This is a genomic window from Halalkalicoccus subterraneus, assembly GCF_003697815.1.
GTDB classification, from domain to species: Archaea; Halobacteriota; Halobacteria; order Halobacteriales; family Halalkalicoccaceae; genus Halalkalicoccus; species Halalkalicoccus subterraneus.
Map to the genome: position 1 here is coordinate 18,386 of NZ_RDQG01000047.1, position 12,528 is coordinate 30,913.

13 protein-coding genes are annotated in these 12,528 nt (G+C 65.1%); 9 read left to right on the forward strand and 4 right to left on the reverse strand.

Annotation, left to right across the window (positions count from 1 at the left end):
* Positions 1-38: 38 nt before the first annotated feature.
* Complete coding sequence (locus tag EAO80_RS12020) at positions 39-662, forward strand: RAD55 family ATPase (RefSeq protein ID WP_368280537.1); 624 nt, start codon at positions 39-41, stop codon at positions 660-662.
* On the opposite strand, the gene EAO80_RS12025 is transcribed toward EAO80_RS12020, so the two are convergent.
* The gene (locus EAO80_RS12025) at positions 663-1,655 is read right to left on the reverse strand and encodes an FKBP-type peptidyl-prolyl cis-trans isomerase (RefSeq protein ID WP_122090128.1); all 993 of its coding nucleotides are present in this window, start codon (positions 1,653-1,655) and stop codon (positions 663-665) included. It abuts the gene before it with no gap.
* 73 nt (positions 1,656-1,728) lie between these two features.
* The gene (locus tag EAO80_RS12030) at positions 1,729-2,472 is read right to left on the reverse strand and encodes a peroxiredoxin family protein (protein ID WP_122090129.1); all 744 of its coding nucleotides are present in this window, start codon (positions 2,470-2,472) and stop codon (positions 1,729-1,731) included.
* 291 nt (positions 2,473-2,763) lie between these two features.
* Between EAO80_RS12030 and cyaB the strand changes: the two genes are divergently transcribed.
* From cyaB to EAO80_RS12050, 4 genes are all read left to right on the forward strand, one after another.
* A complete protein-coding gene (gene cyaB, locus EAO80_RS12035; RefSeq protein ID WP_122090130.1) occupies positions 2,764-3,315 on the forward strand; it encodes a class IV adenylate cyclase in 552 nt (183 codons plus the stop codon).
* A 291-nt stretch (positions 3,316-3,606) separates the two neighbouring features.
* A complete protein-coding gene (locus EAO80_RS12040) occupies positions 3,607-4,812 on the forward strand; it encodes a methionine adenosyltransferase (RefSeq protein WP_122090131.1) in 1,206 nt (401 codons plus the stop codon).
* 43 nt (positions 4,813-4,855) lie between these two features.
* On the forward strand, positions 4,856-6,022 hold the full coding sequence (locus EAO80_RS12045) for a tRNA sulfurtransferase (protein ID WP_122090132.1): 1,167 nt from the start codon (positions 4,856-4,858) through the stop codon (positions 6,020-6,022).
* 48 nt (positions 6,023-6,070) lie between these two features.
* The gene (locus tag EAO80_RS12050; protein ID WP_122090133.1) at positions 6,071-6,523 is read left to right on the forward strand and encodes a DUF5804 family protein; all 453 of its coding nucleotides are present in this window, start codon (positions 6,071-6,073) and stop codon (positions 6,521-6,523) included.
* Here EAO80_RS12050 and EAO80_RS12055 read toward each other — a convergent pair.
* Positions 6,520-7,482 carry a PLP-dependent cysteine synthase family protein gene (locus EAO80_RS12055; protein WP_122090134.1) on the reverse strand — a complete coding sequence of 321 codons (963 nt, stop codon included), beginning with the start codon at positions 7,480-7,482 and terminating at the stop codon, positions 6,520-6,522. The genes EAO80_RS12050 and EAO80_RS12055 overlap by 4 nt on opposite strands.
* Before the next feature lie 142 nt (positions 7,483-7,624).
* On the opposite strand from EAO80_RS12055, the gene EAO80_RS12060 reads away from it, so the two are divergent.
* Together EAO80_RS12060 and EAO80_RS12065 are read left to right on the forward strand one after the other, a co-directional pair.
* A complete protein-coding gene (locus EAO80_RS12060) occupies positions 7,625-8,833 on the forward strand; it encodes an MFS transporter (RefSeq protein ID WP_162993989.1) in 1,209 nt (402 codons plus the stop codon).
* A 38-nt stretch (positions 8,834-8,871) separates the two neighbouring features.
* Positions 8,872-9,261 carry a thioredoxin family protein gene (locus tag EAO80_RS12065; RefSeq protein ID WP_122090136.1) on the forward strand — a complete coding sequence of 130 codons (390 nt, stop codon included), beginning with the start codon at positions 8,872-8,874 and terminating at the stop codon, positions 9,259-9,261.
* Between the two features lie 2 nt (positions 9,262-9,263).
* On the opposite strand, the gene EAO80_RS12070 is transcribed toward EAO80_RS12065, so the two are convergent.
* On the reverse strand, positions 9,264-11,381 hold the full coding sequence (locus EAO80_RS12070; RefSeq protein ID WP_122090137.1) for a thioredoxin domain-containing protein: 2,118 nt from the start codon (positions 11,379-11,381) through the stop codon (positions 9,264-9,266).
* A gap of 71 nt (positions 11,382-11,452) precedes the next feature.
* On the opposite strand from EAO80_RS12070, the gene yciH reads away from it, so the two are divergent.
* Together yciH and EAO80_RS12080 are read left to right on the forward strand one after the other, a co-directional pair.
* Positions 11,453-11,761, forward strand: a complete 309-nt coding sequence (yciH, locus tag EAO80_RS12075) for a stress response translation initiation inhibitor YciH (protein ID WP_122090138.1) — start codon at positions 11,453-11,455, stop codon at positions 11,759-11,761.
* A gap of 3 nt (positions 11,762-11,764) precedes the next feature.
* Positions 11,765-12,502 (forward strand): NRDE family protein, encoded by a 738-nt coding sequence (locus EAO80_RS12080; protein ID WP_122090139.1) that lies wholly within the window; start codon positions 11,765-11,767, stop codon positions 12,500-12,502.
* Positions 12,503-12,528: the final 26 nt, after the last annotated feature.

The window sequence follows — 12,528 nt, forward strand, 5'->3', positions numbered from 1 at the left end:
CGTTTATATCTTTTTGAATACCTATACAATATTACGTGATACGACGGCTGCCGACGGGGATCGACGTGCTCGACCGGACGTTGAGTGGGGGGATTCCTGTGGGAAGCGTCGTCGTCCTCTCGGCCGCGCCCGCGAGCCAGTCGGAGCTCCTGTTGTCCGAGCTCACCGCGCCTCGCGAGACGCTCTATTTGACGACCGAACGCTCGGCGGCGGCGGTCCGCGAGGCGTTCGAGCGGACGACTGCCCCCACGGGCGCGCCCGAAGTAGCCCCAGTCCCGGCCGAGGCACCCCTCGACGGTGCGGACCGACTCATCGAGGGCCTTTCCTGGGAGTCGACGCTGATCGTCGATCCGACGGACCCGTTGGAACGGTGCGAGCGCGCGCGCTACCGTCGGTTCATGAACGATCTCCGAGCGGCCATGGTCGACGCCGAAAGCGTTGCCGTGCTTCACTGTCTTTTGGGGGCGAACCCCCCGGTCGGACGCGATGTCACGGAATACATGGCTGACGTAGTCTTCTCGCTCGAGACGCGGATCATCGGCGACTCGATCGAGAACCGGCTCGCGGTGCCGAAGTTCCGCGGCGGGTGTGCGCTTTCGGAGACGATCAAACTCGAACTCGGCGACCGCGTGCGGGTCGATACGAGCCGCGATATCGCTTGATTACTCCTCGGCGTCGATATCCAGGTCGCCTTCGAGCTCCTCGACGATCTCGTCGGCGTCGACGTCGGCGTCCTCGAGCGCTTCCTCGACGCCGCCACCGCCGCCCATGCCGCCCATCATACCGCCCATACCGCCCATCATACCGCCGCCCTCGATGGTCTCCTGGATGATGACCCGATCGAGGTCCAGGCGGTCCATCAGGTCCTGGGCGATCTGCTGTTTCTGGAACATCCACTGCTGGTTCATCGTCAGCTCCGGAGTGGCCTCGATGTACAGCGTCTCCTTCTCGACGACCTCGGTTTCGGTCTCCGGCTCGGCGTCTTCGCCGTCTGCTTGAGACTCCTCCGGAGTCTCTCCGTCCGCATCCTCCTCGGGTTCGACGACGGTCTCCTCCTCGACCTCGTCGGTTTCGACCCACATCTCGAGGTCGGCGTCGATGAACATCGAGAGCATCCCCTTCGCGCGCTCGACGCGGTCCTCGACGACGTCGACGATCTCGTACTCGTACTCGACGTCCTCGCCCGCGAGCGGGTGGTTGAAGTCGACGCGGGCGCGCCCACCGATGACCGTTTCGACGTGGCCGTGCTGGTTGTCGATATCGACGTGAGCACCGGGATACCGGTCGTCCTCGGGGATCTTCTCGGCGCTGATCGTGCGGACCTCGTCCTCGCTGTACTCGCCGAAGGCCTCCTCGGCCGGGACGACGATGCTACCCGAATCGCCGGCCTCCTTGCCCTCGATGTCCTCTTCGACGGTCTCGAAGAGGTGGCCCGCGCCCAGCGCGATCACTCGGGGTTCGATGTTTCGCTCCTCGACATCGACACCCTCGTCCTCGGCGATCTCCTGGTCCGTGGTGTCGACGAGCTGGTCGCCATCGACCGTGCGCGCCGTGTAAGCGAGCCGGACGAAATCGCCGTCGCCGAGCCCGTCCTGCGTCTCTTCGGTTTCGGTCTCGGCATCTTCGGCTGCGTCTGGCGCTTCTTCGTCACTCATACCACAGACGACAGCCGTTCGTGCCTTAAGAACAACGTTTCGTGCCCGTCGCAGGCACGAGCTATCGACGGGGTTAGCTCTCCTGGTATGTTTCGATCGCCGCTTCGATGTCCTCGTCGTCGATGTCGCCGTTCTTGTACGCATCGAGGACCGCGTCCATGTCCTCCTGGTCGATCTCACCCTCTCGGTATGCGCCGAACGCCTTCTCGATGTCCTCCTCGTCGACATCGCCGTCTGCGTACGCTTCGAGGGCCTTCTTGACCGTTTTCCGGTCGATATCCTCCTCGGCGTGGAAGGCGATCTTGCCGTCCTCGTCGATGACGTAGATCGTCACCGAGGCCTCGATGCCGTACTTCTCGAGGACGTCGTCGTCACACGTCGCGTGGTCCCAGTCGCCGCCGTACTTCTCGTGGAACTCCTCGAGGTCCTTCTTCGAGACCGCCGTGTTGGAGTTGATCGTGAGCACGTACGCGCGGTCGCCGTACTCCTCGTGGAGGTCGACCAGCGTCTTCGAGTAGGACTTGCCCTCCTCGGTCCTGATGTCGGCGAACAGCACCACGGTCGGTTTGTCCTTCGCCTCGACGGTTATCGTCTCCCCGTCCGGCGTTTCGACGTCGACTTTCGGCGCGTCGTCGCCGTTTTTCGGTTTCTCGTCTTCCTTCTTCTCGTTCTCCTTTTTCTCGTCTTCCTTCTCCTCGCCGTTGTTGCCGTCCTTCGAGTCGTCGCCCGTATCGTCGGGGTCTTCGTCCGGATCTTCCTCGCTTCCGAGACAGCCGGCCATACTCGCGAGTGCTATACCACCGGACAGCTGGATCATACGTCGACGGTTAATCTCTGACATCGATTCTCTATACTTTCTTTTAGTACTTATTTATCTATGACATTATAGATAATATATTCAGTTACTAATCGGGTTGGAGGGGGAACGGACGCTGTTTCGACCGCCCGACTGGCCGGCAGTCGATTCGGACCCCCTCATAGGGGGCCATTAATCGGGCTGGGGAAGCGGTCGGACGGGGAGACATTCGGATCCAGTCACTTGAGTTCACAGTCCGTATCCTGACCGGAAGCGGGTGATTTTTCGAGGAGGCGGGGACTGGTGTGAGTCATGTACGAGGTCGAAATGAAACTCCGGGCCGAGCACGAACGACTCCACGAGAGGCTCGAACGGCGGGGCGCAAACCGGATCGATGCCGTCACCCAGCGCGACACGTACTACGACGCACCGACGCGCGATTTCGCAGAAACGGACGAGGCACTACGGATCCGACGCGAGACGCGCGACGGCGAGACGCGCGCGACGCTCACCTATAAGGGTCCCCTCGTCGGTGAGACGTCGAAAACGCGCGAGGAGCGCGAGACGGATCTGAGTGACGGCGACGTGATGGGGTCGATCCTCGATTCGCTCGGCTTTTCGGCCGTCGAGACCGTCGAGAAGCGCCGCGAACGTTTCTCGCTGGAGGGATACACAGTGACACTCGATACGGTCACCGATCTGGGAACGTTCGTCGAGATCGAAACCGAAGCCATCGAGTCTGATCTCGACGCCGCGCGCAAGGGAGTCGGTCGGACCGTCGAGTCGCTCGGACTAGATCCCGCCGACGAGATCCGTACCTCCTATCTCGAACTCCTGATCGAAGACGGCCACGATCGGGAGTGAGCCTCCGTCGGAACCCCTCATTGGTTAGCCGGTGACGGTTCCACGGATCGTGTCGGAGCAGATCGGCATTCGTATCCGGAATGTCTCCATCCGTCGTGCCGCACGGAAAACGGACACAATGCCGCAGTATCGGGATCTCGAACCGTCTCTGCTCCGGAATGGAGCGGACGGCGGTTCGGTGTACTGCAGTATCGATCACATACGTTATACTATGCGACGGCATACACTGGAGTTATAAACACCGGCGAAGTTATCGGAAGGTATAGCACGCCCGGAGGTGTAGGCTCGCCAATGACCGAACGGAACATCCGTGTCGAGCCGATCGACCGGCGTGCAGTCGAGGATCAGGAAGTGGAAATCGTCGAGCGAAAGGGACTGGGCCACCCCGATTCGATCTGCGACGGCGTCGCCGAAAGCGTCTCCAGTGCTCTCTCACGCGAATACATCGACCGAGTCGGCAAGGTGCTTCATTACAACACCGACGAGACCCAACTCGTCGCCGGCAATGCCGCGCCCGCCTTCGGCGGCGGCGAGATGATCGACCCGATCTACCTGCTGATCGTCGGGCGCGCCACCAAGGAGTATGAGGGAACCCGCATCCCGACGGGCAAGATCGCCCTCGAAGCCGCCCGCGACTACCTCGCCGAGCACGTCCCCGAACTGGAGTTCGGCACCGACGTCATCGTCGACGTGAAACTCGGCGAAGGGTCGGGCGACCTTCAAGAGGTCTTCGGCGAGGAGGGCTCGACGGTACCGATGGCCAACGACACCTCTTTCGGGGTGGGACACGCCCCGCTGACCGAGACCGAACGGATAGTTCTAGAGGCCGAAAGCAGTCTCAACGGCGAGTACAGCGAATCGAATCCCGAGGTCGGTCCCGACGTGAAGATCATGGGCAAACGCGAGGGTGGTCGGATAGACATCACGGTTGCTGCCGCGATGATCGACGAGTACATCGCCGACCTCGACGAGTACGACGAGGCGGTCGTCGGCGTTCGCAAGCACGTCGCGGAACTGGCCGGCGGATACACCGACCGCGATGTTTCAGTACACGTAAACACCGCAGACGACTACGAGCAGGGCTCGATCTACCTCACGACGACCGGTACCTCCGCCGAGCAGGGCGACGACGGCTCGGTCGGCCGGGGCAACCGTGCGAACGGCCTGATCACGCCCAACCGCTCGATGTCGATGGAAGCCACGAGCGGAAAGAATCCCGTCAACCACATCGGGAAGATCTACAACCTGCTCTCGACCGAGATCGCCCACGCGGTCGTCGAGGAAGTGGACGGGATCCGCGACCTACGGATCCGTCTCCTCTCCCAAATCGGTCGGCCGATCGACGAACCGCACGTCGCCGACGCCCACGTCGTCGCCGAGGAGGGCGTTTCGCTCGCCGACATCGAAGAGGATGTGATCGGGATCGTCGACCGCGAACTCGCGGACGTCTCCGAGATCACCCGGCGCACGATCGACGGCGAACTCTCGACCTTCTAGACCGTTCGAAGCTCGTTTATAACTCGCTCGTCTACGCTCGCCAATGACCCCGCCCGGAGCCGACACCGTCCTCGTACGCTACGGCGATATCGGCGTCAAGAGCACGAAGGTCCAGCGGGACATGGAGCGCGCGCTCGAAACGAACCTCCGGGCGATGCTCGACTCGCGGGGCGTCTCGGGAGAACTCGACTGGCAGTGGTCACGACCGCGGATTCGAACCGGAAGGGTCGATGCGGCGACCGACGCCGCCTGCGATACGTTCGGGATCGTCTCGGCCAGTCCCGCGATCTCGACGGAGCCGACGATGGCGGCTATCCGGGAGGTACTCGCCGACGTCGCCGGCGCGATCGGGGTCGAGGGACCGTTCGCCGTTTCGGCCCGCCGTGCCGGCGAGCGCGAGGCCCACCCGTTTACGAGCACGGACATCGAGCGTGAGGGCGGGCAGGCGATCTGGGACTCTCTGGACGAACCGGCGGTCGACCTCGACGATCCCTCTCAGGTGTTCTACGTCGAGTGTCGCCAGCGGGAGGCGTTCGTCTTCACCGAGAAACGTGCCGGGCCGGGCGGCCTTCCATTGGGAACCCAGCGCCCGTTGGTGGCGTTGCTCTCGGGCGGGATCGACTCGCCCGTCGCGGCGTGGGAGGTCATGAAACGCGGCGCGCCCGTCGTCCCCCTCTATTTCGATTTCGAGGCCTACGGCGGCGCGGATCACGTCGCCCGGGCGGTCGAATCGGCCCGGACGCTTGAGCGATATGCGCCCAACCACGGGTTCGATCTCCGGATCGCGCCCGCGGGCGCGGCGGCCGACCGCCTCATGAGCGGGGTCGAGGACACACGGATGCTCTCGCTGCGTCGGTTCATGCTCCGGGTCGCCGAGCGGGTCGCCGAGGCGGAGCGGGCGGTGGGGATCGTTACCGGTGAGGCGATCGGCCAGAAGTCGAGCCAGACGGGCGCGAACCTCGCGGTCACCGACAGCGTAACCCGGCTCCCCGTCCATCGCCCGCTGTTGACGTGGGACAAACAGGAGATCATCGCACGCGCTCGGGGGATAGGAACCTACGAGGACTCGGCCATCGAGACGGGCTGCAACCGGATCGCGCCCGACTATCCCGAGACGAACGCCTCGATCGAGGAAGTCGAGGAAAGCGAACCCGATCTGGAGGCGCTGGTTTCGGAGGCGGTCGCGGGAACCGAACGGGTCGAACTATAGGCCGCCGGAAGCGAAACCGACTTTCGCACGCCCCGACACTCTCCGCGCGTGACGACCGTCTGTATCGTCGGCAAGCAAGGGGTGGACGTTCGCTTCGAACTGCTCTCCCGCGAGACCGCCCGCGGGGTGCTCGCGACCCACGACCTTTCCGAACCGTGGGAGAACTCCATCTCCGTCGAGACGGTGAGTCTCGGCGGTGCGGTCTCGCTGCTGAACGATCTCAACTGGTATCTGGTGCGGTTTTCGGAAACGGCGTTCGTGAGGGAACCCTCGATCAGCGAGGACGAATGGCTCTCGCGGACGCTCGCCGAGCGGGTTCGGGACAACGGGATCAGCGTCGAGGAGACGGACGAATCGCTCGCGGTCTACGGTATCGAGGATGGGGCGCTGGTCGAGCCGATGTACGTCACCCGGCGGAACGGCGAGATCCCCGACTACGACCTGCGCGAGGTCGAGGAGACGGTCGTCGTGCGCGTCGCCGAAGAGGAGTTCGGGAATTAGTCGAACAGGCCCGTCGAGAGGTAGCGCTCGCCGCTGTCGGGGAAGATCGTTACCACCAGCGGGCAGTCGTCGTAGCCGGCTTCGAGGCCACCGTCGCTGAAGGCGGCGGGTGCCTCCGGACAGTTCAGATCGGGCCGGGCCAACCCGTCTGCGACCCGACGGGCGGCGATCGAGGCCGCGCCGCTCGACTGGCCCACCAGGATTCCCTCCTCGCGGGCGAGGCGGCGACACTCGCGTTCGGCGTCCGGGAGCGCGACCGTCTCGATCGAATCGAGCAACTCGACGTCGAGCAGCTCGCTCACGAAGCCCGGGCCCATCCCCTGAAACTCGTCTTTTCCTGCCGTTCCGGTCGAGAGCACCGCGTTCTCCTCGGGCTCGACCGCGATCACGTCCATGTCGGGGTACTCCTCTTTGAGCCGGCGACCCGTGCCGGTGATCGTCCCGCCGGTCCCGACGCTCGCGACCAGCGCATCGATCTCGCGGCCCTCGACGGCCTCGATGATCTCGGGAGCAGTAGTACGATAGTGAGCCTCGGCGTTGGCGGGGTTCTCGAACTGGCCCAACTGGACCGCACCAGTATCGGCCATGATCTCGTCGGCGCGGGCACGCGCATCCATCATATCGCCGGCGACGAGTTCGATCTCCGCGCCGTAGGCTCGCAGCAGGCGACGACGTTCCTCGGACATGGTATCTGGGAGGACGATCGTCAGGTCGTAGCCCCGAGCGGCCGAGGCGACCGCGATGCCGATCCCCGTGTTCCCACTGGTCGGTTCGACGATCGAATCGCCCGGCGAGATCAGTCCCTCGCGCTCGGCGGCCTCGATCATCGCGATCGCGGGCCGGTCCTTTGCCGAGCCTCCCGGATTGAACGACTCCAGTTTCGCCGCCACGGTGGCGCCCTCGGGGGAGTCGACCCGGACGAGTGGCGTCCCGATCGCGTCCAGAATGCTCCCGTCCATACCCGACGAGTAGGGAACACAGCTATAAACCCCTGATGGACTTGAGTAATAATTCAGTCCGGATGTATTAACAACTCGTCCGGAACCCTCCGATCCTGCCGGGACCGACAGGTGAATGATACCGCTTGGCGTGGGACCGACCGTGCAATCAGTCCGGCTCGTGGCCCTCCGAACGCTCGCGCGCGACCTCTGGAGCGGCGGCCGGGGCTGGATCCTGCTGGGAGTGGCCGGCGGCTGGTTCCTCTCGCTCGGCGTCCGACTCGTCTTTCCCGCCCTCCTCCCGTACATTCGCGAGGAGTTCTCGCTCGGGCTGACCACGGCGGGTCTGTTGATCACCGTCCTCTGGGTGGCCTACGCCCTCGGCCAGTTCCCCGGCGGGGTCATCGGGGATCGACTCGGCGAGGGCAATGCATTGGTGGTCAGCACGCTGGTCTCCGGAACGATGATCGCGATCGTTGCCGTCTCGAACACCGCGTTCGTGTTGTTTCTCGCGACCGCGCTCTTTGGTTTCTCGACGGCGCTCTTTGGCCCCGCGCGCTTCACGATCCTCTCGGCGATCTACGACGAGCGCGACGGCACCGCCATCGGCCTGACGCTCGCCGTCGGCGAGGCGGGTAACGCGATCCTGCCGGTGATCGCCGGCTTACTCGCGGCGACCCTCTCGTGGCGACTCGGCTTCGGCGTGACGGTCCCGCTTTTCTTCCTGATGGCGGTCGTCCTCTACCGGGTCGTCCCGGGGAAGCTCTCGGAAGGGAGCGCCGTCGACAGCCTCTCGATGGAGACCCTGAAATACGTCGTCCGCGGGATCGCCGAGCGAGCGATCCTGATCGTCACGGGCGTCCACGTCTTCCTCTTTTTCGTCTATCAGGGCTTTACGGGCTTCTATCCCACCTATCTCGTCGAGATAAAGGGCCTCTCTCCGAGCCTCGCCGCCGGCCTGTTCGGTCTGTTTTTCGCGAGCGGCGTCGCCGTCCAGCCGGTCGCGGGGGCGAGCGGTGACCGCTTTGGTACCCGGCCGACGCTGTACGTTATCATCGCGGTCGCGACGGTCGCGCTCGCGGCCCTCCCGTTCGTCGAGGGCGTTGCAGGCCTCGTCGTCGTGACGATCGTCGCGAGCGCCCTCTTGGGCGTGACGCCGCTGACCCAGACGTTCCTCGTCAACGCCCTGCCAGACGACATGAAAGGCAGCGGGCTCGGGTTGCTCAGAACGGGCCACATCGCGCTCGGCGCGACTGGCCCGCTCGTCGTCGGCGCGGTCGCGGATCTGAACTACTTCGACGGCGCGTTTCTCGGGCTCGCCGTCCTCTCGGCGGCGGGGATCGGACTGACGGCGCTCGTCCCCGACGACTGAGCGCGCCCGTTAAGATCCTCGCCCCCGAACGCTCGACCATGAGTCTCGAAACGATGCGCCCGAACCCGACGTGGGACCCGAAGGCACACGAACGCGACCTCGAACCCTTCGAGCGACACGCCGACGACCTCACGATCCGCGTGTGGGGCGGCGACTGGTGTGGCGATTGTCGAGCCGTTCTTCCTGACTTGGGCGCGGCCCTCGACGCTGCCGGGATCCCCGACGAACGGGTCCACGAGTACCCCGTCGAGAAGCGCGACGACGGTTCGAAGGAGGGTGAGCTGGTCGAGGAGTACGGTATTGAACTCATCCCGACGGTGGTCGTCGAGCACGACGGCGAGGAGGTCGCCCGGTTCGTCGAGAACGAGCCGATCCCCGCCGTCTCGCATCTCGCAGAACAGCTCCGGGAGATCGAGGCCTCGGCGTAGCCCTACTCCGCGTTCGCGGGATCGAGGTCGTCGGCCCACTCCAAGGCCTCCTCAATGTCGGTGACCGGCGGTGAGCAGGTAAAGGAACGACAGACGTAGGCGGTCGGTCCGTCCCTGCGTTCTCGCTCTGCCCAGATCGGCGGTGCCTCCTCTAGACCGAGCGCGTCGAGCCACTCCTCGAGCCCCGCCTCGGTCGGCGGCCGCCGCGCGAGGATCCTGTTGGGGAGGTACGTCCCTCCCAACCGTTCGCGCCAGTCTTCCGGAATCCCGTCGGCAGCGACCGTCAGTTCGAGTGAACCCGTTTCGAAGCGATCGGCCACCAGCGCGAGCGTCGCGTGTTCGAGCGGGTTTCCGCGAACCCTGTCGCCGTACCGCGAGAGGACCGCCTCGACGATTCCCTCGAAATCGGTCTCGGCGAAGTGCGACAGCGACAGCAACACGTCACACGCGACGCCCAGACTCGACGGGGTCGACTGGTCGGTAAGCTCTTGTGGGCGCGCAACGAGTTCCTCTCCGGCCTCCGACGTGAAATAGAGCGTTTCTCGTTCCCCGTCCCAGAACTCGCTCTCGATGGCCCGCGCGAGATCGAGGGCGAATCCCAGATGTTCGACCTCTCCGGTAGCCTGATAGGTGTCGAACGCGCCGCGCGCGAGGAAGGCGTAGTCCTCGAGGTAGCCGTCGATCTTCACCGCACCCGACTTGTAGCGCCGCGAGAGTCGTTTTTCGTCCGCGTCCCAGAGCTGTTCGCGAACGAACTCGAGAGCCGATACGGCGCGCTCGGCGTACGACTCGTCCAGCGTCAACCCGGCCTCCGCGAAGGTCGAAATTATCAGGCCGTTCCAACTCGCTAGAATCTTCTCGTCGCGGCGCGGTCGAGGGCGTTGTTCTCGCGCCGTGAACAGTTCAGTTCGGGCGTTTTCGAGGTGCCGTTCGACCTCGGGTTCGTCCATGTCGTACTCCTCGGCCAGCGACCCGACGCTCCGGGCGAGCGTCAGCACCGTTTTCCCTTCGAAGTTCCCGCGCTGGTCGACGCCGTATCGATCACAGAACAGTTCGGCGACCTCCTCGCCGAGGATCTCTTTGACCTCCTCGGGCGTCCAGACGTAGAACGCCCCCTCCTCGCGTTCGCCCGTCTCGGGGTCCTCGCTCTGGGCGTCGAGCGTGCTGTAGAACCCGCCCTCCGGATGGCCGAGCTCGCGGTCGACGAACGCCAGGGTTTCTCGGACGGTATCGGCGTAGCGCTTCTCGCCGGTGGCTCGATAGCCCGCGAGATAGGTCCGGGGGAGTTCGGCGTTGTCGTAGAGCATCTTCTCGAAGTGCGGAACCACCCACTCGCGATCCGTGGCGTATCTGTGAAAGCCACCGCCGAGCTGGTCGTACATCCCGCGGCTCCCCATCGCGTCGAGGGTCTCACGAACGATCTCGCCATAGGGTCGCCGTTCGGTGCGGTCGTACGCTCGCAAGAGGACCTCCAGCCGGGCGGTCTGGGGGAACTTCGGACCGTTCTCGCCGAACCCACCGTGTTCGCGGTCCGCACCGCGCAGCGCGGCGTCGGCGGCCTCGATCAGCACGCCCTCGGGACGCGTACCTGCTTCAGGAACGTCCTCCAACTGATCGGTGATCGCGCGGGTCCACTGGTCGGCCCGGTTCTCGATCTCCTCCCGATCCGACCCCCAGCTCTCGGCGAGGTTGTCGAGCAGATCGCCGAAGCCCGGCGTCCCCCGGCGCGATTCCCGGGGGAAGTACGTTCCCACGTAGAAGGGCCGGCCGTCGGGCGTGAGCCAGACCGACAGCGGCCACCCTCCGCGACGGGTGACGAGCTGGCAGATCGTCTGGTAGATGCTGTCGAGGTCGGGGCGTTCCTCCCGATCCACCTTGATCGGGACGAACCCCTCGTTGAGTTGCTTCGCTATCTCCTCGTCCTCGAAGCTCTCCTCCTCCATGACGTGACACCAGTGACACGCCGAGTAGCCCACCGAGAGGAAGATCGGCACGTCGCGTTCTCTCGCTTCTTCGAGCGCCGCCTCGTCCCAGGGCTGCCAGTTCACCGGGTTGTCGGCGTGCTGTCTGAGATACGGGCTCTCCTCCTCGTCGAGCCGGTTCCGATCGGGTTCGCTCATGGCTCGGGGTAGGGAGTCACGACGGGTAAACGTGGCCACAGGGCTATGCCCTCCGAGCCCGTACCGCGGGTATGGTCGACGAGAGAGACGAGGGGTTAGGATCGGTCTCAGGGCTGCCCGACGAGCTGGGCATCGACGACGACTTGGCGCGCGCCGACCAGCGCGCGACGGTCCGCGTCGAGTCGAGACGCTACGGCAAGCCGGTGACGATCGTCGAGGGGCTGGACCCGACAGCGATCGATCTCAAGGAACTCGCCTCGGAACTCAAACGCGCCCTCGCGGTCGGGGGCACCGTCGAGGACGGACGGATCGAGCTTCAGGGCGATCACGCGAGACGCGTTCCCGATCTCCTGCGCGGGGAGGGGTTCGAGGTGGACTGAAGCGTGTGTACGCTGCTTTTCGCGTGGCAGGTCTTCGAGGACGCCCCCGTCCTCGTCGCGGCCAACAGGGACGAAGCGCTCGGTCGCCCGTCCCATCCGCCCGGAATCTACGGCGAGAACCCGCGGGTGATCGCCCCGTGGGACGAGGAGGCGGGTGGGACGTGGATCGGCTACAACGAGTTCGGCGTGAGTGCGGTGATCACGAACCGGTGGCTCGATGCCGACCTCGCCGGCGAGCGTTCGCGTGGCCTGCTCGTGGGCGAGGCCCTCGAACGCGAATCAGCGGAGGACGCCGCACGGTTCGTCGAGCGCTCGGTAGGCGAGTTCGAGTACGACGGGTTCAACCTCGCGCTGCTCGACGAGAACGCGGCACTCTTACTGGAGTGGGACGGCGGACTGCGCGTACGAAACGTCGACCCCGGCGTTCACGTCGTCGTCAACGTCGGTGCCGACGGCGAGTTCGAGATTCCCCCCGAGCGAGCGGAGTTCGGCGAGCGACAGGCCGAAAGCGCCCGTCAGGCACGCCAGGAGCTCCAGCCTGAACCCGGTGAGCGCTCGGCGGAGTGGCACGAGCGGGCGGCCGCCGTCCTTCGGGATCACGACTACGGCTTCTGCGTCCACGCCGAGGAGTACGGCACCCGCTCGTCGTCGCTGATCCGGGCGGAGAAAAACGGGGCGACGAGCTATCGGTTCGCGGACGGCCCACCCTGCGAGACCGGGTACGAACCCGTCGAACCGTAAGCGGTCGGTGACAGCAGGCAGCGTTT

Coding starts and splice junctions, on each gene's coding strand:
- EAO80_RS12070 (WP_122090137.1), bottom strand. CDS start 11,381: ATGAGCGAACCCGATCGGAACCGGCTCGACGAGGAGGAGAGCCCGTAT.
- EAO80_RS12040 (WP_122090131.1), top strand. CDS start 3,607: ATGACCGAACGGAACATCCGTGTCGAGCCGATCGACCGGCGTGCAGTC.
- EAO80_RS12045 (WP_122090132.1), top strand. CDS start 4,856: ATGACCCCGCCCGGAGCCGACACCGTCCTCGTACGCTACGGCGATATC.
- EAO80_RS12030 (WP_122090129.1), bottom strand. CDS start 2,472: ATGATCCAGCTGTCCGGTGGTATAGCACTCGCGAGTATGGCCGGCTGT.
- EAO80_RS12025 (WP_122090128.1), bottom strand. CDS start 1,655: ATGAGTGACGAAGAAGCGCCAGACGCAGCCGAAGATGCCGAGACCGAA.
- cyaB (WP_122090130.1), top strand. CDS start 2,764: ATGTACGAGGTCGAAATGAAACTCCGGGCCGAGCACGAACGACTCCAC.
- EAO80_RS12055 (WP_122090134.1), bottom strand. CDS start 7,482: ATGGACGGGAGCATTCTGGACGCGATCGGGACGCCACTCGTCCGGGTC.
- yciH (WP_122090138.1), top strand. CDS start 11,453: ATGGTCGACGAGAGAGACGAGGGGTTAGGATCGGTCTCAGGGCTGCCC.
- EAO80_RS12065 (WP_122090136.1), top strand. CDS start 8,872: ATGAGTCTCGAAACGATGCGCCCGAACCCGACGTGGGACCCGAAGGCA.